We start from the raw sequence: 20,224 nt of genomic DNA on the forward strand, positions 1-20,224 counted from the left end.
ACCGCGCATGCTGCTGCCAGCCACCTGGAACGAGTTTTTTTGTATGATATTAGCCCTCCGTTTTTCCCTACTACGCGGCCTGACCTGGGCGCGGTTGCGCGACCTGTTCCGCTTTGCAGCGCGCCGGCTGGACGAAGAACATTTGCCGCAGGTCGCTGGCAGTCTGACCTTCACCACGGTGCTCGCGCTGGTGCCCTTGCTGACCATTGCGCTGGCAATTTTTACCGCGTTCCCGTTGTTTAATACTTTTCGTACTTCGCTGGAAGCGTATTTCACCCAGAACCTGATGCCCAGGGCGATCGCCAATACCGTCCTCGAATACCTGACCCAGTTTGCCGCCAAGTCGACTGGCCTGTCCGCTATCGGCGGCGGCGTGCTGATCGTCACTGCGGTGGCAATGATGTCGACCATCGATCGGGTCTTCAACCGCATCTGGCACGTGCGCGTGAGTCGCCCTTTTCTGCAGCGGGTGCTGGTGTACTGGGCCATTGTCACGCTCGGACCGCTGCTCATTGGCGTTTCGATTTCGCTGACGTCCTACCTGTTCAAGGCAACCAATGGCGCGGTGCTGACCATCCCGCTGATCGGTGCGGTGGCCTACACGATCATTTCGGTGGCACTGACCACTGGTGCCTTTGCGCTGTTGTACGTATCGGTGCCGAACCGCGCTGTGGCATGGCCCGATGCCCTCTGGGGTGGCTTGCTGGCAGGTGTCGCGTTTGAAATTGCCAAGCGTCTGTTCGCCACGTATGTGGTGCGGTTCCCGACCTACACGATGGTGTACGGATCGGTCGCGGCGGTGCCGATTTTCCTGTTGTGGATCTACATGTTCTGGATGATCACGCTTGGAGGCGCGTTGCTGGCGGCGGCCTTGCCGGTCGTCAAATACGAACGCTGGTGGCATGTCGCGCGACCGGGCAGTGCGTTTGTCGATGCCATCGATATCCTGCGCATGCTGTACCGGGCGCGCAGCGTCGGCGATTCCGCCGAGGTCAACGCGACCATGATTCGTAACGGTACGCATCTGGGCTTTGACGAGTCCGAGCAATTGCTGCAGCAGATGCTCGATGCCGGCTGGGTAGGGCGCATCCGCAACGAGGAACCCAAGCGGCGGCTGCGCTGGGGAAAATCGGATAACGGCAGCCTCGACCGCTGGACCTTGCTGGCCAACCCGCAGCAGCTCAAGCTGGGCGATGTCTATCAGGTGTTCGTGTTCGATGCGTTCAGTGCGTCACCACTGGCAACGCATGTCGAAAGCGCCATCGAACGTGGGCTCGACCAGAGCCTTGCGGCGTATTTCGATCATGAGCCGGTGCGGCCGTTCAAGCTGACTGCGGCGACGGAGTCCGGTGGTTTGTGATTGACGGGGAAAGGTAATGCAGGGTGATTGCGGGTGGCCGGTGTCTACAACGGAGCGTGCATCAAGTCGATTCAACCGGGATTGTGGCGGTGGCTGGTTGGTCATTTGGCTTTTAAGTTTGGAAGTTGGCAATCGACCTTGAATCTCTCGCTCTCCTTCGCGATTTGTGAGTCCATGGTAATTGTCGCACCAGTGGTGCGAGAATTTCATTACCTTGATAGGCTTCGTAAAACTGACGCATCCGGAATAAATTGGCTCGCGTGAAGCCCCGCAACCCTGGCTCTGTGCGTGCAATATACGCAGCCAGTTCCGGGACCACTGCGTCACCCCATTCCGCGCGCGAAATTTTTTTGCTGATAAACGCACCAATGTGCCAATAAAGATCGATCAACGTCGTATTCACCGCAGCATAAGCGCGAATACGCGAAGCAGTGATCAATGCCACTATATCCAAAAATCCGTCTGGAGGCGATTTCATTACGTTCATGTTCATGTTCATGTTTTTGTTTTACCTGTCATTCCAATGCAAAACAGCAGTACTGCCGTCGACCATGTCGCCATTAACGGGTCTTATGACCGTACAGGAAACTTCATTGCATGCCTCGCCAGAAATTACAGCGTCGTCGTTCTACCAAATTATTACATCGAGACAGGCTTTTTTTGCGGTCGGCTGTTTGCTGATGCCCTTCAAGTCCGGCGATAAAACTGCCCGCGTACTGTAGCGTGCCAATCCTGCCCTGTCGTTGGCACAAGGTCAGAAAAATCGATTTTGCTTATCGATTTGGCTGCCAGTGCCGCCAGATCCTTGTGCCGTGATCCACAAACGTTGCTCTTAGATTTTCTGTTCCAATGTCATCGCGCTCACGTGGCAATGTCACGCCTTCAACCCGGCAAATCCGAACAAGCTAGCCAATACCGCATCCGGCTGCTCGGCCATCAGCGCATGGCCACAACTGGCCAGGCGCTCGACCCGCGCCGCCGGGATTGCCGCGATCAATGCAGCGCTGGCGCGCGCTGGTGTCATCTGGTCCTGTTGCCCAAGCAAGAACAGCGTCGGGCAAGTCACGGCCGCCGCTGCTTCCATTCCCTGCGCATAGCTGTTGCAAGCCACGAAATCCGTATGGAAGAGCGCAGCCGGATTGCCGGCGGCGAGCCGTTGCATTAACCGCTGATTCCCGCCGGTGACCGAAAATCCCGGCCCCGGTGAGGACGGCTTTTGCGCGATTCCGGAATGCGACCAGACGTTGACCATATCGATCGCGCGCGGCTCGTCATGCAATGCCGCCTCGAGCAGTGCATCGGAAACTTTCATCGGATACGCGCACGCCAGCAGTGCCAGCTTGTCGACCCGCGCCGGCGCGCGGCGCGCCGTTTCCAGCGCGATCAACGAGCCCATGCTGTGACCGATCAGTATCGCGCGCGTCACGCCAGCCGCATCGAGCACTGCCAGCAGCCAGTCGGCCATCGCTTCCACGGTTGCCAGTGGCGCACCCTTGCTGCGACCGTGGCCCGGCAAGTCGATCGCCAGTACACCAAATCCGTGATGGGCAAAATACCGGGTCTGCAGAATCCAGACCGAATGGTCGTGCTGCGCACCATGGATGAACACAGCAGTCGGCAAGACGGCATCGAACGACTTGCCGCCGGTGTAGCAATAGGCCGCGTGGCCGTGCACATCGAGCAGCATGTCAGGCTCCTTTCGGACTACGTTGCGAGGCCTTCAGGCCGATGGCCAGGTCCTCGATCAGATCGTCGATATCTTCGAGTCCGATCGACAGACGCATCGTGCCTTCGGTAATCCCGGCCGCCAGCAGCTGGTCGGTCGGTACGCGGAAATGCGTGGTCGAAGCAGGATGGATGACCAGCGATTTCGCATCGCCGACATTGGCCAGGTGCGAGAAAATTTTCAGTGCTTCGACGAAGCGCTGGCCGGCTGCACGGTCGCCCTTGATATTGAACGTGAAGACTGCACCGCAACCTTTGGGCAGCAATGTTTTGGCCAACTCGTAGTCAGGATGCGAGGGCAGCTCGGGATACGAGACCGATTCCACGGCCGGTTGCGCGAGCAGGAAGTCGACCACCTTGCGGGTATTGGCGACATGCCGGTCCATGCGCAGGGCCAGGGTTTCGATGCCTTGCAAAATCGCGAAAGCATTGTGCGGACTCATCACCGCGCCGAAGTCGCGCAAGCCCTCGCGTCGCGCCCGCAACGCGAATGGCGCGACCGTCGATTCTTCCGAAAACACCATGCCGTGGAAGCCGTCATAGGGTTCGCACAGCTCGGCGAAGCGGCCGGTTTTTTCATACGCCTGTTGCCAGTCGAAGGTGCCGCCATCGACCAGCAAGCCGCCGATGGCGGTGCCGTGGCCGCACAGGAATTTGGTCGCGGAATGGAAAATCAGATCGGCGCCGTGATCGAACGGACGCAACAGATACGGCGTCGTGAACGTTGCATCGACCATCAGCGGCACATAGTGTTCATGCGCCAGCGCCGCAACGCGGTCGATGTCGAGCACATCGAGTCCCGGATTGCCGAGGGTTTCGGCGAACAGCACCTTGGTGTTGGGCCGGATCGCGGCGCGCCAGGCGTCGAGGTCGCGCGGATCGACGAAGGTGGTCTCGATGCCGAAGCGCTTGAGCGTGTAGCCCAGTAAATTATGCGAGCCACCGTACAGCGCGCGCGAGGCGACGATGTGCGAACCGGCACCGGCAATGGTCACCAGTCCGAGATGCATCGCGGCCTGGCCACTGGCGGTGGCGATACCGGCGACACCGCCTTCGAGTGCGGCAATGCGTTCTTCCAGCACCGCATTGGTCGGGTTCGAGATGCGCGAATACACATGACCGGAACGCTCCATGTTGAACAGCGACGCGGCATGGTCGGAGTCCTTGAAGACAAACGAACTGGTCAGATAGATCGGTGTGGCACGCGCACCCGTGGCGGGATCAGGGGCGGCACCGGCATGCAGTGCAAGGGTATCGAAACCGGGGTAATGTGGACCACTCATTGCGCTATATCTCCTGTCGGGAAGGATTGAATCCTAGCACTTGCATCTGGCTGCGCTGAAACTGCGTGGGAGTGCGCTAGATTTTTGCACCTGCTTACGCTACATTGCACTCACGAGAACAACAATGAGTCGGGACACGAAAAATGAAAGTATCTGAAATCCTGCAGGTCAAGGGAAACATCCTTTACACCGTCACTCCCGAAACAGCGATGCTCGAAGCGGTCATCACGATGGCCGAAAAAGATATCGGCTCGCTGGTGGTCATGGAGTTCGGCGAACTGGTCGGCATGCTGAGCTTTCGCGAAGTCATGAAAACGCTGCATGAAAACGGCGGTGAAATCGGCAAGAGCCTGGTGCGCAAGCACATGGATGACCACCCGATCACGATCACGCCGGATACCGACATCAATGAAGTGCGCCGTCTGATGCTGGAGCGTCATGCGCGTTACGTGCCGGTACTCGATGCCAAGACGCTGCTGGGCGTGATCTCGTTTTACGATGTCGCCCGCGCCGTCGTCGAAGCCCAGAGTTTTGAAAATAAAATGCTGAAGGCCTACATCCGCGACTGGCCTGTCGAAGGTGACGAATAATTTTCTACCGGATAGTTTTTGCAGCGCCGTTATTGAGCCGCTACTGGCTGCCTGAACAAAGCAGTCTGTAGCGGCATGTTTATTTGTACCAGGACGTTCGATGCTGATCGTCCGCACAGGGAGCTAGCATCATGCATATCGCCATCATCGGGGCCGGTCTGTCCGGCCTGACTTGCGCACGTCGCTTGCAGGACCAGGGCCACTGCGTCACCGTCTATGAAAAAAGTCATGCAGTCAGTGGCCGCATGAGTACGCGCCAGACCGACTTCGGTGGCTTCGACCATGGTGCCCAGTACTTTACGGCCAGCAGTGCCGCCTTCAAGAGTGACGTGGCCGCCTGGACCAAAGCCGGTTGGGTCGCGCCATGGAAAGGCAAGTTCGTTGCGCTCGATCACGGCAAGTCAACACCAGCGGGCAAGTCGGGCAATCGCCATGTCGGTGTGCCCGGCATGCGCTCGGTCGGAGTGCATCTGGCGCAAGGACTGGATGTACGCACCGGACAGCAGGTCGGACACATCGAACGCATCGAAACAGACAAGGGCGAGCAATGGGTGCTGGCCGTGCACTGCGATACGGTGCCGATTGCCGCCAGCGCCGGACCCTTTGACGCCGTCATCGTAGCCGTACCGGCCGATCAGGCGACGACCTTGCTGGCGGTCGTACCAGCCTTTGCCAAGGCAGCCAAGAAGGCGTTGCTGGTGCCGTGCTGGACTTTGATGGCCGCGTTTCAGAATTCGCTGGAGCTGGGCTACGATGGCGCCTGGGTCAGCAACTCACGGCTGTCCTGGCTGGCGCATGATGCCTCCAAGCCGGGACGCCGTCCGGGCGAACACTGGATCGGTCAGGCTTCCGCAGCATGGAGCATCGAGCATCTGGAAGACGAGCCGGACCGGGTCCGGGAAAAACTGCTGAAGGCCTTTCATGAAGCCACCGGCAGTCATGTCCAGCCGGTGTTTGCGACGGTGCATCGCTGGCGTTACTCGAAAGCGGCAGCACCGCTGAAAGAAGATTGCCTGTGGAATAAAAAATTACGGATCGGTGCGTGCGGTGACTGGTTTTCTGCCGGACTCGAAGGTGCCGGCAAGATCGAAAATGCCTACCTGAGCGGAGCCGCGCTGGCTGCGCTGATCGCCTGAGTTCCGAGCGGCCGGCGGTGCCTGCACAAAGCCAGTTTGCGCTGCTGGGACAGCGCCGCTTTGCGCCGTTTTTCTGGACGCAGTTTCTTGGCGCGCTCAATGACAATGTCTTCAAGACGGCGCTGCTGACGATTCTGACCTACGACGCCTTGAGCTGGACCACGCTCGATCCGGTCTTGCTCACAAATCTGATTCCGGGTCTGTTCATCTTGCCATTCATGCTGTTCTCGGCAACCGCCGGGCAACTGGCAGACAAGTTCGACAAGGGCAGGGTGGCGCGACTGGTGAAGTTGCTGGAGATCGCGATCATGGCGCTCGCCGGCTTCGGCTGGATCACGCACAACCTGCCGCTGCTGGTGCTGGCCCTCGTCGGCATGGGCTTGCACTCGACCTTGTTCGGGCCGGTCAAGTACGCCTATTTGCCGCAGCACCTCCAGCGGTCCGAACTGGTCGGCGGCAACGGGCTGGTCGAAAGCGGTACCTTTGTCGGCATTGTGCTGGGCGAAGTGCTGGGTGCGCTGCTCATTGTCAGCAAGCCGTGGGGTGTCGAAGTGGTTGCCGCTGGCACGCTGGCACTGGCCGTACTCGGCTGGTGGTTCAGCCGCGCCATTCCGCCGTCGCCGGCACCGGTGCCGGAGCTGAAAGTGAACTGGAATCCATTCACGGAAACCGTGCGCAACCTGAATTATTCGCGTCAGAACCGGGCCGTATTTTTGTCCTTGCTGGGCAATTCCTGGTTCTGGTTTTATGGCGCGATTTTCCTTGCGCAATTTCCGCTGTATGCAAAAAATTATCTGCAAGGCGATCACGGCGTGTTCGTCTTGCTGCTGACGGTTTTTTCTCTCGGCATTGGCGCTGGCTCGCTGTTGTGCGAGAAGCTTTCCAGCCACCGTGTCGAGATCGGACTGGTGCCATTTGGCTCCATCGGCTTGTCTATGTTCGGTATCGAACTCTTCCTTGCCAGCCTCGCTTACACCAACACTTTGCCGGTCGATGCGGCCGGTTTTCTGGCGCAAACAGGTAGCCTACGTATTCTGTTTGCCTGCCTGATGATCGGGGTTTCCGGCGGGCTGTATATCGTGCCGCTGTTTGCACTGATCCAGACCCGCTGCGATCCGCGTCACTTGTCGCGCACGATTGCCGGCATGAATATTCTCAACGCGCTGTTCATGGTGGCGGCGGCCTTGCTGGCGATGGTGCTGCTGAAAAATGGCGTCACCGTGCCGCAATTATTTCTGGTGACAGCACTGCTCAATGCGCTGGTGGCGCTTTATATTTACTGGCTGGTACCGGAGTTTCTGATCCGCTTTCTGGCCTGGTTGCTGATCCACACCATCCATCGGGTGCGCACCGTCGACGTGGCGCATATTCCGTTGCAGGGTGCGGCGATGCTGGTCTGCAATCATGTCAGCTATGTCGATGCGATCGTGATTCTGGCAGCCAGTCCGCGGCCGGTCCGCTTCGTGATGGACCACCGAATTTTCGCGTTCCCGTTGTTGTCCTGGCTGTTCAGAAGCGCCGGTGCAATACCGATTGCGCCCGCCAGCGAAGACTCGGTCGTGACCGAAAAAGCCTACGCCGCCATCGAGCTGGCGCTAGCGCACGACGAACTGGTCTGTATTTTTCCTGAAGGTAAACTGACGGTCAATGGCGAGATCAATCTCTTCCGTGGCGGCATCATGACCATCCTGCAGCGTTCGCCGGTGCCGGTGATTCCGATGGCCTTGTGCGGGTTGTGGGGCAGTGTGTTTTCGCATGCACAAGACAACCCGTTTGATCGCGTTTTCCAGCGTGGCCTGCGTTCGACATTGCGGCTGGTCGTCGGTGCGCCATTGCCGTCGTCGGAGGTCACACCCGAGTTGTTGCGCGCGCAGGTGCAGGCCTTGCGCGGGCAGGTCCGGTAGCGATGACCCGCGATCGTGCGCGTGCTTGCTACAATCCGTCACCTCATTCTCAATTTGCTGCCATGACTTTTCTGCCTTTGCTTCCTCGTTTGATTTGCACCGTGCTCATTGGCCTGTTGCTTAGCGTTGGCCAGGTGCAGGCGAAGCCGGTCCTGCAGGTCGCGGCTGCCGCTGACCTGGCGCAATGCATCGATGAATTGAATGCGCAATTTGCTGCGATACACGGTGGTGCCACCGTCAGTGCCAGCATCGGCTCATCGGGAAATTTTTATGCACAGATTTCCAACGGTGCGCCGTTCGATGTGTTCCTTTCGGCCGATATGGCCTATCCGGTTGCGCTGGCCAAGGCGGGGCACGCCGATCTCTCGTCGCTGAGTACGTATGCATACGGCCAGCTGGTGTTGTGGACCGCCGACCCGACCCTCGATCCATCGATCGGATTGAAGTTGTTCGAAGATGCCCGGGTCAAGCGCATTGCGATTGCCAATCCTGATCTCGCGCCCTACGGTCGCGCTGCGCGCGATGCCTTGCAGCATGCTGGTGTGTGGGATCAAGTTCAGTCGCGTCTGGTCTTTGGCGATAATGTCGCCCAGACCGGGCAATTCATCGCGACCGGCAATGCCCAGGTTGGCTTGATCAGTGCCGCGCATTTCAAGCCTGGTACGGCCCGACCCGGCCGGAGCTGGCCAGTCCCGCAGGCCTGGTATCCGCTTATCGAACAAGGCGTGATCGTCACGGCCAGAGGACGCAGTAATCCACTGGCAAAACAGTATGTAGATTTTCTGGGTGGCGAAGCTGGTCGGACCATTCTGCGCAAATACGGATTTGTCTTGCCAGAGTCACCGCGGTGATCACACCCGTCTGGTTGTTGCCCCATGAATTGTGGGCGGCGCTCGGGCTGACCATCGAGCTTGCTGCGGTCTCGACAGTGATCCTGATGGGCATCGTGTTGCCGCTGGGCTGGTGGCTGGCGACCACGCGCCATCGCGCCGCCTTGTTTCTGGAAATCCTGATGTCGCTGCCACTGGTATTGCCGCCTACCGTGATTGGCTTTTACCTGCTCACGCTGCTGTCGCCACAACATGCGCTCGGACAATGGTGGCAACAATTGTTCGGCCAGACCCTGGCGTTTTCATTTGCCGGGCTGGTCATCGGTTCCTGTGTCTATAGTCTGCCGTTTGCATTGCAGCCGGTGATGGCGGCATTTCGCATGTTGCGACCGGAAATGGCGCACGCTGCCTACTCGCTGGGCATGACGCCGCGCCAGGCGTTCTGGCATGTGCTGTTGCCGCTGTCGAAAGCTGGTGTCTACTCGGGAGCGATCCTTGCATTTGCCCATACCATCGGCGAATTCGGTGTCGTGCTGATGCTGGGCGGCGGGATTCCCGGCATAACGCGCGTGGCGTCGATTGCGCTGTATGACGAAGCGCAAAAATTGAACTACCCGGATGCCCACGGATTTGCCCTGTTATTGCTGGCATTTTCCTTCGTTCTGCTCTGTGCGACGACCGCATTGCAAAAGCGTCAGGAGCGCTGGCGTCGGTTCGGACACTTTTCCTTGCGCTGATTGCAGGACCAATTACTTGTTGCGGTCGGGACTTGTTAAAATGCGCCATCCGCAGGGTCGTCGCACCGATCCGCGCATCCTTTCATTTCCTTACCAAGATCGATTATTGTTATGTTGAGTTACCGCCACGCCTTCCATGCGGGCAATCATGCCGACGTCCTCAAGCACGTCGTGATGATGCAGTTGCTGCGTTACCTGAATCAAAAAGACACGCCCTACATGTACATCGACACCCATGCCGGTGCCGGCGTGTATGCGCTGGATGGCGGGTATGCGGCCAAGAATGCCGAATTTGAAAGCGGTGTCGCACCGTTGTGGAGTCGCAAGGACTTGCCGCCTGTCCTGCATGAATATATCCAGATGATCAAGAAGATGAACCCGAGTGGCAAGCTGCGCTATTACCCGGGCTCGCCGTATGTGGCCGACAAGGTCATGCGCGAAGCCGACCGCTTGCGCCTGTTTGAATTGCACCCCTCCGATGCCCGCATCCTGCAGGATAACTTCCGCAAGGTCGAAGCCCACGCGGCCGAGCAGGGCATTCGTGCCACCGTGCGTGGCAAGCGCATCATGATCCAGAAGGGTGATGGTTTTCTTGGACTGAAGGCGTTGTTGCCGCCGCCGTCACGACGCGGACTGGTGCTCATTGACCCGCCGTATGAAGACAAGTCCGATTACAAGCGCGTCAAGGATACGCTGCAGGATGCGTTGGTGCGTTTCGCTACCGGCACGTACGCGGTGTGGTATCCGGTATTGCACCGGATGGAATCGCGCCAGTTGCCCGACAAGCTCAAGCGCCTGCAAGCCAATGGCTGGCTCAACGTCACGCTGTCGATTGCGGCTGCTTCACCGGATGGTTTTGGTTTACACAGCAGCGGCATGTTCGTGATTAACCCCCCGTTCGGGCTGGAAGCGATGCTCAACGAATTGATGCCATTTCTGGTCAAGACACTGGGTCGTGACAGCGGTGCCGGATTCACCGTCGAATCCGGAACGACTGCCGTCGCACATACCGGCACACGCCGGGTCTGAAGCGAGGCGCGATGAACAAGGCCTTTGTCAAGGAGTCCGAGGACGACGAAGACGACGATCTTCCGTTACCGGAAATCCCGCCCGGTACCCGCAACTACATGACGCCGGCCGGCTTCCAGAACATGCGTGCGGAGTTGCTGCACCTGATCGATGTCGATCGTCCGGAAGTTGTACATATCGTCCATTGGGCGGCGTCGAATGGCGACCGCTCCGAGAACGGTGACTACATTTATGGCAAGCGGCGTCTGCGTGAAATCGATCGTCGGATTCGTTTTCTGACCAAGCGCCTTGATCTGGCCGAAGTGGTTGACCCGACCGTCCATCATGGCAATGACCAGGTGTTTTTCGGTGCGACTGTCCGCTACGAGAACAGTGCAGGGGAACAGCACACGATCACCATCGTCGGGATTGATGAACTCGATCCGCTGCATGGCAGGATCAGCTGGATTTCGCCGGTAGCACGGGCCATGACCAAGTCGCGCGAAGGCGACACAATTACACTGAAAACGCCATCCGGTGCCGAAGAATTACAGATCCTGGAAGTGACTTACCCGGCTCCGGTATCGATCTGACGCTGGCGATCAGTTGGTCGGATTGCTCCACTGACCGCGTTCGCGCAGTATGCGCGTCACACCCGTGATACTGCGCACGTTACGCATCATGCGCGCAAGGTGGACGCGATCTTCGACCTGCACCGTGAAGCGCAATTGGGTCATGATCGAGTCCTGATCTTCATCCATTCCGACGAACGTAATGTTGGCGTCGGACTCGCCGATTTCTGCCGCGACCCGCGCCAGTACGCCGCGTTCATTCGTGACCAGGACGATCACCCGGCAATCGAAACGCCGGTTCAAGTCGGTGCCCCACACCACGTCTATCCAGCGCTCTGGTTCCTTGTCGCGATGGCGTCTGGCGACGTCACATTCCTGACTGTGGACCAGCAGACCCTGATCGCGCTTGAGCTGGCCGGTGATCTTGTCACCTGGGATCGGCAGGCAGCACTGTCCGAGTTGCACCGCGACGCCGTCGCTGCCGTAAATGATGACCGGGTCGAGTTTGATGACAACGTCCTTGCTGGTGCCGGTGATGCGCGCCTGCAGTGGCTGGCCCATCGTGTCGTTGAGGCCCATGATGTGGCGCGCTACCAGCGCTGCCATGCGCTTGCCGATACCGATGTCGGCATGCAGTTCTTCCAGCGAGCGGGCGCTGGACTCGTTGAGTAGTCGCTCCATCGTTGGCTCGGGAATGGTCGAGTCAAGATTGAGTGCGGCCAGTGCCTGGCCCAGCAGCAGGGCGCCGAGCTCGATCGATTCCGACAGGTTGATCGTGCGCAGGTGATGCCGGATTGCAGATCGTGCCTTGCCGGTTCGCACAAAGGTCAGCCAGGTCGGGCTGGGGCGCGAACTCGCCGACGTGATGATCTCGACGATGTCGCCGTTACGCAGTTCCGTACGCAGTGGCGCATGTTCGTGGTTGATGCGCGTGGCAACCGTCTGGTCGCCGACGTCGGTATGAATCGAATACGCGAAGTCGAGTGCCGTGGCACCGCGTGGCAGGGCAATGATCTTTGATTTCGGCGTGAAGACATAGACCGAATCCGGGAACAGATCCACCTTCACGTGTTCGAGGAATTCTGCCGAATCGCCGGTCTGTTTCTGGATGTCGAGCAGCGACTGCAGCCATGCATGCGTGCGTTGCTGCAGATCGGTCAGGTTGTTCTCGTCATCCTTGTAGAGCCAGTGCGCAGCGACGCCGGACTCGGCGACACGGTGCATCTCTTGCGTGCGGATCTGGAATTCTACCGGTGTGCCGTACGGACCGATCAGCGTGGTGTGCAGCGACTGATAGCCGTTGAGCTTGGGGATGGCAATGTAGTCCTTGAACTTGCCCGGCATCGGCTTGTACAGCGCATGCAGTGTTCCGAGGGCGACATAACAATGGGCGAAGTTGTCGACGACAATACGAAAGCCGTAGACGTCCAGCACTTGCGAGAATGACAGCTGCTTGCTGCGCATCTTGCGATAAATGCCGTATAGCGTTTTTTCGCGACCGTAAACCTGCGCCTGCATGTCGGCCGACAGCAGGGTGTTCTTGACCGACTCCATGATCTTGCTGACCACTTCGCGCCGGTTGCCGCGTGCTGCCTTGACGGCCTTGGCCAGCGTCTTGTAGCGCAGCGGGTGCAAGTGCGAAAACGACAGGTCCTGCAATTCGCGATAAATATTGTTAAGGCCAAGCCGGTGCGCGATCGGTACATACACTTCCATCGTCTCGCCGGCGATGCGCCGTTTTTTCTCGGGCTTCATCGAGCCCAGCGTACGCATGTTGTGCAGACGATCAGCGAGCTTGATGAGGATCACGCGGACATCGCGTGCCATCGCCAGCAGCATCTTGCGGAAGTTTTCTGCCTGTGCTTCCACCTGACTCTGGAATTCGATTTTTTCCAGCTTGGACAAACCGTCGACCAGCGCGGCGACCGGCGCACCGAAGCGCTCGATCAATTCTTCTTTTTTGACGTCCTGGTCTTCCATCACATCATGCAGCAGCGCTGCCATGATGGCTTGTGCGTCCAGTTTCCAGTCTGCGCAAATTTCGGCGACGGCAATCGGGTGCGAAATATACGGTTCGCCCGATACACGCATTTGACCCAGATGCATTTCATCCGAAAAGCGATAGGCTTCCTTGACCTTTTTCAGGTCGGAAGGAGACATGTATTCGGAGAGTTTGGCGTTGAGCTGGCTGACCGAGGCCACGCCTGGTGTCACCGGGGTGCCGGGGTCGGGAGAGAAAAACGCGCCCGGCGTTTTGGGTGCCGGGCGCTCAGGCGCATTGCGACTAGTCAAAGCCGAAATCAGGGAGTCTGCAGGAGTCAGATTCATACCTATTGGTTCGCTGCGCCAGTGTCATTCGAGTTGCGGGAGAGTTCGATCAGTTTGGGACTTTCTTCAGCATTTCGATACCGACTTTTCCTGCTGCGATTTCGCGCAGGGCAACGACGGTCGGCTTGTCCTTGGCATCGACTTTCGGTGTGTGACCTTGCAAAAGCTGACGTGCGCGGTACGTTGCGGCAAGCGTTAACTGAAAACGATTCGGTATGTGTCTGGTGCAGTCTTCGATGGTAATGCGGGCCATGGGGTGCTCCTGAAAATGTAGTGGTATGCAGTGTTAATGTGAGACGGCGTGAATGCCCAATTGGGCAAATAGAGAGTGATTGCGTGCGGCTTGTTGCGAGAATCTGCAGCGGGTCGCCTGAACTATTGCAGCAAGATCTGCCAAAGCACGTGCAAAATCCTGATTGATAATAACATACTCAAACTCGCCGGCATGCGCGATCTCGCTGCCTGCCGCCAGCAGTCGGCGGGTAATAATGTGTGGCTCGTCCTGACCGCGCTTTTTCAGTCGCTCTTCCAGCGCATCGATCGACGGCGGCAGGATAAAGATGCCGACACCGTACGGGAATTGCTTCTTGACCTGTTGCGCGCCTTGCCAGTCGATTTCCAGCAGTACGTCGGTGCCGGACCGGATCTGGTCGGCGATCATCACGCGCGAGGTGCCGTAATAGTTACCATGCACTTCGGCAGATTCGAGGAACTCGCCAGCATCGCGTCGTACCAGGAAGTCTTCTGCCGTCGTGAAGTAATACTCGCGACCGTGCTGTTCGCCGGGTCGAGGCGGGCGCGTGGTGTACGAAATGGAGAGTTTCAGCTCCGGCTCCCGGGCCAGCAGCGCGTTGACCAGCGTCGATTTGCCGGCGCCCGACGGGGCGACCACCATGAACAGGCTACCGGCGGAAGTATTGTCGTCGTGCATAGGATAGGTTCCAAAAGTAAAACGGTTGTTGTGATGGCGGGCGCAACACGATGAAAATAAAGCCCACTTCAGGCTACACGATATGGGGCCGAAAGAAAGTCATTCCCGCTATCAAGTCATGCTGAATGCCAACTCGTGGCAACACTTATTCGAGATTCTGGACCTGCTCGCGCATCTGGTCGATCAGTAGCTTCAGTTCCATGGCGGCATCGGCCAGTTCTTTCAGTGCCGCTTTCGATCCGACCGTGTTGGCTTCGCGATTGAGTTCCTGCATCATGAAATCGAGTCGTTTGCCGACCTGACCGCCTTTCTTCAGAATGTGCCGGGTTTCGTCGAGGTGGGCGGCGAGGCGGGACAGTTCTTCGGCCACATCAATGCGGATACCGTACAACGTCACTTCCTGACGCATGCGCTCGATGACTTCATCACGTGACAGGTTAGCGACGGCGCCGGGTTGTTGCAGTGCCAGGCCGAGCGCTTCTTCGAGGCGCTCGATGGACTTCTGCTGGAACTGGGCAATGACTTTCGGAATCAGCGGCGCGATGCGATGAACGATGTCATCCATCGCGGTGATGCGCGTGATCAGTGTCGTGGCCAGCGCGGCGCCTTCGCGTTCGCGCGATTCGATGAAGGCGGTGATCGTATCGGCAATCGCGACGGCCGCATCCGCCTGTAACGTATCCTGACCGAGTTCGGCGTCTTCAATCATGCCGGGCCAGCGCAACAGTTCTCCGACCGACAAGGGCGTGGCTGAAGAAACCTGCGAGCGCACTTCCGCTTGCAACAGCGCCAGCGATTTGAGCAGCTCGGTGTTGATGCGTTGCGCTGCACCGGTGGCCGCCTTGCGGCCGAAGCTGACACGACATTCCACTTTGCCACGCGTCAGGCGACCCATGATCGCTTCGCGCAACATCGGCTCGAAGGCGCGCAGGTCGTCGTTGATGCGAAATTGCAGGTCGAGAAAGCGCGAGTTGACGCTCTTGATTTCGATGGTCAGGGTGCCACCGGACGTTTCACGGGTGACGACGGCATAACCGGTCATGCTGCTGATAGCCAAATTGAGTCCTCGGTTGTACTTTACAAATAAGGGATAAGTCCACACAATCTACCGAACCTGGCGGCGGTCCGGCGGTTTGCTGGCTGCGGTTTTTGCTGCTGTACGGCCAACAAAGTTTTAGGAAAACATGGCAGCACAAAACAATGCACCTTTGCCTGACGGACTGGAGATTTCCGGTTACCGCATTGTAAAGAAGATCGCCTCCGGTGGGTTCAGTATTGTCTACCTCGCCTATGACGAAGACGGTAACGCCGTCGCGATCAAGGAGTATCTGCCGTCTTCGCTGGCGCTGCGTGAAGCCGGCGAACTGGCACCAATCATCTCACCGGAAAACCTGCCGATCTTTCGTATCGGGCTGAAATGCTTTTTCGAGGAGGGACGTGCACTGGCGCGTATCTCGCACCCGAATGTGGTCAGCGTCATCAATTTTTTTCGGGCTAACGATACGGTCTACATGGTCATGGCGTACGAGTCCGGACGCTCGTTGCAGGACCACATCCTGCGCCGGCGCGACAAGGGCGAAAAGCCCCTGGTCTCGGAACGCTTCATCCGCAAGATGTTCAGCCAGGTCATGAATGGCTTGCGCGAAGTTCACACCAACAAACTGTTGCATCTCGACCTCAAGCCGGCCAACATTTATTTGCGTGTCGATGGCACGCCGATCCTGCTCGATTTCGGCGCGGCGCGACAGACGTTGAAAACCGACCTGCCCAAGCTGTATCCGATGTACACGCCCGGTTTTGCGCCACCCGAGCTGTATTCGAGGAACGGCAACCTGGGTCCGTGGACGGACAGCTACAGCATCGGGGCCTCGATGTTTGCGTGTATGGTCGGCGCGCCGCCACAGCCGGCCGACCAGCGCAAGCTCAACGACAAGATGGATGGTCACCTGCACAAGCTCGAAGGTATCTACTCTTCAGAACTCATTCAGGTGATCCGCTGGAGCCTGATGATCGATCCGCTGGAACGGCCACAAAGTGTCTTTGCGCTGCAAAAAGCGTTGCAGGAGCCGGTGCCGGAAAAATCAGCCAGCGGGAAATTCAGTGTCACGCTCGATCGTCTCAAAGGCTTATTTGGCGGAAACGGGCCGTCGAATTAATACGATGCCCTGAAAGCCGGCCTCTCTTTTTTTGTGAGCTCACAATGCGATTCTCTGTTTTTCAGGAAAGCCAGATTGGCGGCCGCAAAGTCAACCAGGACCGGATGGGCTACAGCTATACGCGCGATGCCTTGCTCCTGTTGCTGGCCGATGGAATGGGCGGACACCTGCATGGCGAAATCGCCGCGACCATTGCGATGGAGACGATCGGTTCGTTGTTTCAACAGCTTGCCAAGGCGTATATCAAGAAGCCTGAACGCTTTCTTGAAGACAGTTTCTTCGCTGCCCACCGCGAAATCCACCGCTACCGTGTCACGCAAGGCATGCCGGAAACGCCGCGTACCACCATCGTCGCGTGTCTGGTCCAGCACAACACCGCGTTCTGGGCGCACTGCGGCGACTCGCGGTTGTACTGGATGCGCGATGGTCAGCTTCTGGCGCGCACGCGCGACCATTCGCAGATCGAAACGCTAATCGCGCAAGGCCGTGCCGATCCATCGGAGCGTGCCACGCATCCCGATCGCAACAAACTGTTCAATTGTCTCGGTGCGCCCAACCTGCCCATCGTCGAAATTTCGCGACGTGCCAGTCTGCAGGCAGGTGACGTGATCTTGCTGTGTTCCGACGGTTTGTGGGGCGTGTTGCCTGATAACGTACTGACGCACAGCTTGCAAAACAACACGATCGTGCGGGCTATTCCGGAGTTGATCAACAGCGCCACCAGCATCGCCGGCAAGAACAGCGATAATGTCACCGCATTGGCGATGATGTGGGAAAGCGGTTCCAGCCTGGCCGACCCCAACAGCATCACCACCAACGTCCTGATGCCAGGCGATATGACCACGACAATCCAGCCTACATTGCAGTCCGATGCCGGTTCGATCGATGGTCAGGTCGATATCTATGACGACGGCGCAATAGAAAAAGCCATCGAAGAAATTCGGTGCTCCATTGAAAAATCTGCAGGTATTCTTCCCAAGAATTGAGTTCCTATGTCGTTTCCAGTTCGTCCCAGCGCCCGTAACGCGGATGCATTGCGTCCGGTGCGCATCACGCGCCATTACACCAAACATGCCGAAGGATCGGTCCTGATCGAATTCGGTGACACCAAGGTTATCTGTACCGCCAGCATCGAAGACAAGGTGCCTGGATTTTTGAAAGGCAAGGGGCAGGGCTGGATGACGGCCGAATACGGCATGTTGCCGCGCTCGACCCACACGCGCATGGCGCGCGAAGCGGCCAAGGGAAAACAGTCCGGCCGGACCCAGGAAATCCAGCGTCTGATCGGTCGTTCGTTGCGCGCCGCGTTTGATCTGTCGGCGTTTGGCGAGCGCACGCTGCATCTGGATTGCGACGTGATCCAGGCCGATGGCGGCACACGCACCGCGTCAATTACGGGTGCCATGGTCGCGGCACATGATGCGTTTGCGAAGCTGGTCGACGCCGGTGTGCTCGCTGCGATCCCGCTCAAGCATTTCGTTGCGGCGATCTCGGTGGGTGTGTACCAGGGCCTGCCGGTGCTGGATCTCGATTACGACGAAGACTCGACCTGCGACACTGACATGAACGTCGTCATGACCGACGCCGGTGACTTCATCGAAGTGCAGGGCACCGCCGAAGGTGCGGCATTCGATCGCGCCACGATGAACCAGTTGCTCGACCTTGCCGATGGCGGTATCCGCGACCTGATTGCGCTGCAACGCCGCGAACTGGGCTTGGCTGCATGACCGACAGGCTGAAAAGCAAACTGGTCCTCGCCTCGAACAATCCCGGCAAGCTGGCCGAGTTCGGCGCGCTACTGGCGACGATCGGATTTGATGTACGTCCGCAAGGTGAATTCGGGGTGCCGGAAGCCGATGAGCCGTTCCACACCTTCGTCGAAAACGCGCTTGAAAAAGCCCGTCACGCAGCGCGCCTGACCGGCTTGCCGGCGCTGGCGGACGACTCTGGCGTGTGCGTCAATGCGCTCGGCGGCCAGCCCGGTGTGCAATCGGCGCGCTATGCCGGTGCGCAGAAATCGGATGCCCGCAACAGCGAAAAACTGATCGCCGACCTGCAAGCGCATGCCGACAAATCGGCCTACTACTACTGCGTGCTGGTCTATGTGCGCCATGCCGATGATCCGCAACCGGTGATTGCCGATGGCCGCTGGAACGGTACCATCGTGGCCGATCCGCGTGGCAGTAACGGCTTCGGTTACGACGCCCATTTCGAGGTCGATGGCCTCGGCAAGACCGCCGCCGAACTCGGTGCGGCAGAAAAGAACCAGCACTCGCACCGGGCCCAGGCGCTGCGCGAGCTGCTCGCCAAATTACGATAATTACGATGATCCCTATCATTCCCATCGGGCAGGCGCGCGTGGCCGCCGTGCCGGTCGCCGATGCCGCGACGGCAGCCAATGCCTACCTGCGTCCCGGCATCCTGAACCTGTCGGCGCTGCCGCCACTGGCGCTGTATATCCACTTTCCGTGGTGCGTCAAAAAATGTCCGTACTGCGATTTCAATTCGCATGAAGTCGCCGGACAATCGCACTCCGGTTTTCCGGAGGAAGCCTATCTCGACGCCGTGCGCGCCGATCTCGAAAGCGCGTTGCCGCTGATCTGGGGCCGCAAGATTTATACGATCTTCATCGGCGGCGGTACACCGAGTCTGATGTCGGCAGCCGGACTCGACCGGTTGATGTCCGACGTGCGTACGCTGCTGCCGCTCGATGGTGCCGCCGAGATCACGATGGAAGCCAATCCGGGCACCTTTGAAGTTGAAAAATTTCGCAGCTTCCGGGCCAGTGGGATCAACCGTTTGTCGATCGGTATCCAGAGTTTCAATGCCGAGCATCTGCGTGCGCTGGGCCGTATCCACGATCACGACGAAGCCCGTCGTGCCGTCGAAATCGCGCAGTCGACCTTCGACAATTTCAACCTCGATCTGATGTACGCGCTGCCGTCGCAAACGCTGGAACAAGCGACGCGCGACATCCGTACCGCGCTTGGCTTTGCGCCGCCGCATCTGTCGCTGTACCACCTGACGATGGAACCGAATACGGTGTTTGCGAAGTTCCCGCCCGCATTGCCCGATGACGACCTCAGTGCCGACATGCAGGATATGATCGCCGCCGAAACCGGCGCGGGCGGTTACCAGCATTACGAGGTCTCGGCCTATGCACAAGCCGGGCGGCAGTCGCGCCACAATCTCAATTACTGGCAGTTCGGTGATTATCTTGGTGTCGGTGCCGGTGCGCATTCCAAGCTGTCATTTCCGCACAGGATCATCCGTCAGGCCCGCTTCAAGCAGCCCAAGTCCTACATGGAAAACATGGCGCGTGGCAGTGCGATTCAGGAAGAAAACGAAATCCCGCGTGGCGAGCTCGGCTTTGAATTCATGCTCAACACCTTGCGCCTGACCAGCGGCTTCGAGGTCAATCTGTTTGCCGAACGCACCGGGCTTGGGCTCAATGCGGTCGAATCGGCGTTGCAGGCGGCCGAGACAAAAGGCTTGCTGTATCGCGATCACAAAACCATCCGGCCAACGCTGCTCGGCCAGCGCTTTTTGAACGACTTGCAGCAAATGTTTCTTGCCGATTAGAACGCTCTGAGCGCTGGCTAACAGACAGCACGTTCATTTCTTTTTAGCATGCGAATAACTTCGCGCATCGCTGACGGTGAGC

General features: G+C 58.5%; 20 protein-coding genes. 13 read left to right on the forward strand and 7 right to left on the reverse strand.

Translation table 11 applies throughout. From position 1 onward, the window contains the following. Nucleotides 1–43 precede the first annotated feature (43 nt). A complete protein-coding gene (locus QN370_RS15235) occupies nucleotides 44–1,360 on the forward strand; it encodes a YihY family inner membrane protein (protein WP_322127954.1) in 1,317 nt (438 codons plus the stop codon). 112 nt (nucleotides 1,361–1,472) lie between these two features. Here QN370_RS15235 and QN370_RS15240 read toward each other — a convergent pair whose 3' ends face one another. The 3 genes from QN370_RS15240 to QN370_RS15250 all read right to left on the reverse strand — a co-directional run bounded on the left by QN370_RS15240 (nucleotide 1,473) and on the right by QN370_RS15250 (nucleotide 4,368). Further along, nucleotides 1,473–1,847, reverse strand: coding sequence for a DUF1016 N-terminal domain-containing protein (locus QN370_RS15240; RefSeq protein WP_323581745.1), 375 nt, complete (start codon nucleotides 1,845–1,847; stop codon nucleotides 1,473–1,475). A 387-nt stretch (nucleotides 1,848–2,234) separates the two neighbouring features. After that, nucleotides 2,235–3,047: an alpha/beta hydrolase gene (locus QN370_RS15245; RefSeq protein WP_322127952.1), complete on the reverse strand. Its 813-nt coding sequence runs from the start codon at nucleotides 3,045–3,047 to the stop codon at nucleotides 2,235–2,237. Nucleotide 3,048: 1 nt separating this feature from the next. After that, the gene (locus tag QN370_RS15250) at nucleotides 3,049–4,368 is read right to left on the reverse strand and encodes an O-acetylhomoserine aminocarboxypropyltransferase (protein WP_322127951.1); all 1,320 of its coding nucleotides are present in this window, start codon (nucleotides 4,366–4,368) and stop codon (nucleotides 3,049–3,051) included. 143 nt (nucleotides 4,369–4,511) lie between these two features. On the opposite strand from QN370_RS15250, the gene QN370_RS15255 reads away from it, so the two are divergent. The 7 genes from QN370_RS15255 (at nucleotide 4,512) to greB (ending at nucleotide 11,166) form a co-directional block, all read left to right on the forward strand. Beyond that, nucleotides 4,512–4,958 (forward strand): CBS domain-containing protein, encoded by a 447-nt coding sequence (locus tag QN370_RS15255; protein ID WP_322127950.1) that lies wholly within the window; start codon nucleotides 4,512–4,514, stop codon nucleotides 4,956–4,958. 131 nt (nucleotides 4,959–5,089) lie between these two features. Next, nucleotides 5,090–6,094 carry an NAD(P)/FAD-dependent oxidoreductase gene (locus tag QN370_RS15260; RefSeq protein ID WP_322127949.1) on the forward strand — a complete coding sequence of 335 codons (1,005 nt, stop codon included), beginning with the start codon at nucleotides 5,090–5,092 and terminating at the stop codon, nucleotides 6,092–6,094. Between the two features lie 17 nt (nucleotides 6,095–6,111). Further along, entirely contained in the window at nucleotides 6,112–7,998 is a 1,887-nt protein-coding gene (locus QN370_RS15265; protein WP_322127948.1) for an MFS transporter, read from the forward strand. 62 nt (nucleotides 7,999–8,060) lie between these two features. After that, entirely contained in the window at nucleotides 8,061–8,849 is a 789-nt protein-coding gene (modA, locus tag QN370_RS15270; RefSeq protein WP_322127947.1) for a molybdate ABC transporter substrate-binding protein, read from the forward strand. After that, nucleotides 8,846–9,565, forward strand: a complete 720-nt coding sequence (gene modB, locus QN370_RS15275) for a molybdate ABC transporter permease subunit (protein ID WP_322127946.1) — start codon at nucleotides 8,846–8,848, stop codon at nucleotides 9,563–9,565. Before modA ends, modB begins: the two co-directional genes overlap by 4 nt. A gap of 111 nt (nucleotides 9,566–9,676) precedes the next feature. Then, on the forward strand, nucleotides 9,677–10,594 hold the full coding sequence (locus QN370_RS15280; protein ID WP_322127945.1) for a 23S rRNA (adenine(2030)-N(6))-methyltransferase RlmJ: 918 nt from the start codon (nucleotides 9,677–9,679) through the stop codon (nucleotides 10,592–10,594). Between the two features lie 11 nt (nucleotides 10,595–10,605). Continuing rightward, a complete protein-coding gene (greB, locus tag QN370_RS15285; protein WP_322127944.1) occupies nucleotides 10,606–11,166 on the forward strand; it encodes a transcription elongation factor GreB in 561 nt (186 codons plus the stop codon). Between the two features lie 9 nt (nucleotides 11,167–11,175). Here the strand turns inward: greB and QN370_RS15290 are convergent, their stop codons facing one another. From QN370_RS15290 to QN370_RS15305, 4 genes are all read right to left on the reverse strand, one after another. Next, the gene (locus QN370_RS15290; protein WP_322127943.1) at nucleotides 11,176–13,473 is read right to left on the reverse strand and encodes a bifunctional (p)ppGpp synthetase/guanosine-3',5'-bis(diphosphate) 3'-pyrophosphohydrolase; all 2,298 of its coding nucleotides are present in this window, start codon (nucleotides 13,471–13,473) and stop codon (nucleotides 11,176–11,178) included. Nucleotides 13,474–13,522: 49 nt separating this feature from the next. Next, a complete protein-coding gene (gene rpoZ, locus QN370_RS15295; protein ID WP_322127942.1) occupies nucleotides 13,523–13,726 on the reverse strand; it encodes a DNA-directed RNA polymerase subunit omega in 204 nt (67 codons plus the stop codon). A 33-nt stretch (nucleotides 13,727–13,759) separates the two neighbouring features. Continuing rightward, nucleotides 13,760–14,404, reverse strand: a complete 645-nt coding sequence (gene gmk, locus QN370_RS15300) for a guanylate kinase (RefSeq protein ID WP_322127941.1) — start codon at nucleotides 14,402–14,404, stop codon at nucleotides 13,760–13,762. A 145-nt stretch (nucleotides 14,405–14,549) separates the two neighbouring features. Further along, nucleotides 14,550–15,446, reverse strand: a complete 897-nt coding sequence (locus tag QN370_RS15305; protein WP_322129158.1) for a YicC/YloC family endoribonuclease — start codon at nucleotides 15,444–15,446, stop codon at nucleotides 14,550–14,552. A 142-nt stretch (nucleotides 15,447–15,588) separates the two neighbouring features. On the opposite strand from QN370_RS15305, the gene QN370_RS15310 reads away from it, so the two are divergent. The 5 genes from QN370_RS15310 to hemW are packed head-to-tail and all read left to right on the forward strand — an operon-like array spanning nucleotide 15,589 to nucleotide 20,142. After that, nucleotides 15,589–16,560 carry a serine/threonine-protein kinase gene (locus QN370_RS15310; RefSeq protein ID WP_322127940.1) on the forward strand — a complete coding sequence of 324 codons (972 nt, stop codon included), beginning with the start codon at nucleotides 15,589–15,591 and terminating at the stop codon, nucleotides 16,558–16,560. A gap of 44 nt (nucleotides 16,561–16,604) precedes the next feature. Next, nucleotides 16,605–17,546 (forward strand): PP2C family serine/threonine-protein phosphatase, encoded by a 942-nt coding sequence (locus tag QN370_RS15315; protein ID WP_322127939.1) that lies wholly within the window; start codon nucleotides 16,605–16,607, stop codon nucleotides 17,544–17,546. A 57-nt stretch (nucleotides 17,547–17,603) separates the two neighbouring features. Then, entirely contained in the window at nucleotides 17,604–18,287 is a 684-nt protein-coding gene (gene rph, locus QN370_RS15320; protein WP_416172149.1) for a ribonuclease PH, read from the forward strand. Beyond that, nucleotides 18,284–18,880, forward strand: a complete 597-nt coding sequence (rdgB, locus tag QN370_RS15325) for an RdgB/HAM1 family non-canonical purine NTP pyrophosphatase (protein WP_416172148.1) — start codon at nucleotides 18,284–18,286, stop codon at nucleotides 18,878–18,880. Before rph ends, rdgB begins: the two co-directional genes overlap by 4 nt. A 5-nt stretch (nucleotides 18,881–18,885) precedes the next feature. Then, on the forward strand, nucleotides 18,886–20,142 hold the full coding sequence (hemW, locus tag QN370_RS15330; RefSeq protein ID WP_322127937.1) for a radical SAM family heme chaperone HemW: 1,257 nt from the start codon (nucleotides 18,886–18,888) through the stop codon (nucleotides 20,140–20,142). Nucleotides 20,143–20,224 lie beyond the last annotated feature (82 nt).

Source organism: Actimicrobium sp. CCI2.3, from assembly GCF_035019065.1.
GTDB lineage: Bacteria > Pseudomonadota > Gammaproteobacteria > Burkholderiales > Burkholderiaceae_D > Actimicrobium.

Bases quoted from the DNA above. Each gene is read 5' to 3' on its own strand.
- QN370_RS15235 (WP_322127954.1), top strand. From the start codon at position 44: ATGATATTAGCCCTCCGTTTTTCCCTACTACGCGGCCTGACCTGGGCG.
- QN370_RS15240 (WP_323581745.1), bottom strand. From the start codon at position 1,847: ATGAACGTAATGAAATCGCCTCCAGACGGATTTTTGGATATAGTGGCA.
- QN370_RS15245 (WP_322127952.1), bottom strand. From the start codon at position 3,047: ATGCTGCTCGATGTGCACGGCCACGCGGCCTATTGCTACACCGGCGGC.
- QN370_RS15250 (WP_322127951.1), bottom strand. From the start codon at position 4,368: ATGAGTGGTCCACATTACCCCGGTTTCGATACCCTTGCACTGCATGCC.
- QN370_RS15255 (WP_322127950.1), top strand. From the start codon at position 4,512: ATGAAAGTATCTGAAATCCTGCAGGTCAAGGGAAACATCCTTTACACC.
- QN370_RS15260 (WP_322127949.1), top strand. From the start codon at position 5,090: ATGCATATCGCCATCATCGGGGCCGGTCTGTCCGGCCTGACTTGCGCA.
- modA (WP_322127947.1), top strand. From the start codon at position 8,061: ATGACTTTTCTGCCTTTGCTTCCTCGTTTGATTTGCACCGTGCTCATT.
- QN370_RS15280 (WP_322127945.1), top strand. From the start codon at position 9,677: ATGTTGAGTTACCGCCACGCCTTCCATGCGGGCAATCATGCCGACGTC.
- greB (WP_322127944.1), top strand. From the start codon at position 10,606: ATGAACAAGGCCTTTGTCAAGGAGTCCGAGGACGACGAAGACGACGAT.
- QN370_RS15290 (WP_322127943.1), bottom strand. From the start codon at position 13,473: ATGAATCTGACTCCTGCAGACTCCCTGATTTCGGCTTTGACTAGTCGC.
- rpoZ (WP_322127942.1), bottom strand. From the start codon at position 13,726: ATGGCCCGCATTACCATCGAAGACTGCACCAGACACATACCGAATCGT.
- gmk (WP_322127941.1), bottom strand. From the start codon at position 14,404: ATGCACGACGACAATACTTCCGCCGGTAGCCTGTTCATGGTGGTCGCC.
- QN370_RS15305 (WP_322129158.1), bottom strand. From the start codon at position 15,446: ATGACCGGTTATGCCGTCGTCACCCGTGAAACGTCCGGTGGCACCCTG.
- QN370_RS15310 (WP_322127940.1), top strand. From the start codon at position 15,589: ATGGCAGCACAAAACAATGCACCTTTGCCTGACGGACTGGAGATTTCC.
- QN370_RS15315 (WP_322127939.1), top strand. From the start codon at position 16,605: ATGCGATTCTCTGTTTTTCAGGAAAGCCAGATTGGCGGCCGCAAAGTC.
- rdgB (WP_416172148.1), top strand. From the start codon at position 18,284: ATGACCGACAGGCTGAAAAGCAAACTGGTCCTCGCCTCGAACAATCCC.
- hemW (WP_322127937.1), top strand. From the start codon at position 18,886: ATGATCCCTATCATTCCCATCGGGCAGGCGCGCGTGGCCGCCGTGCCG.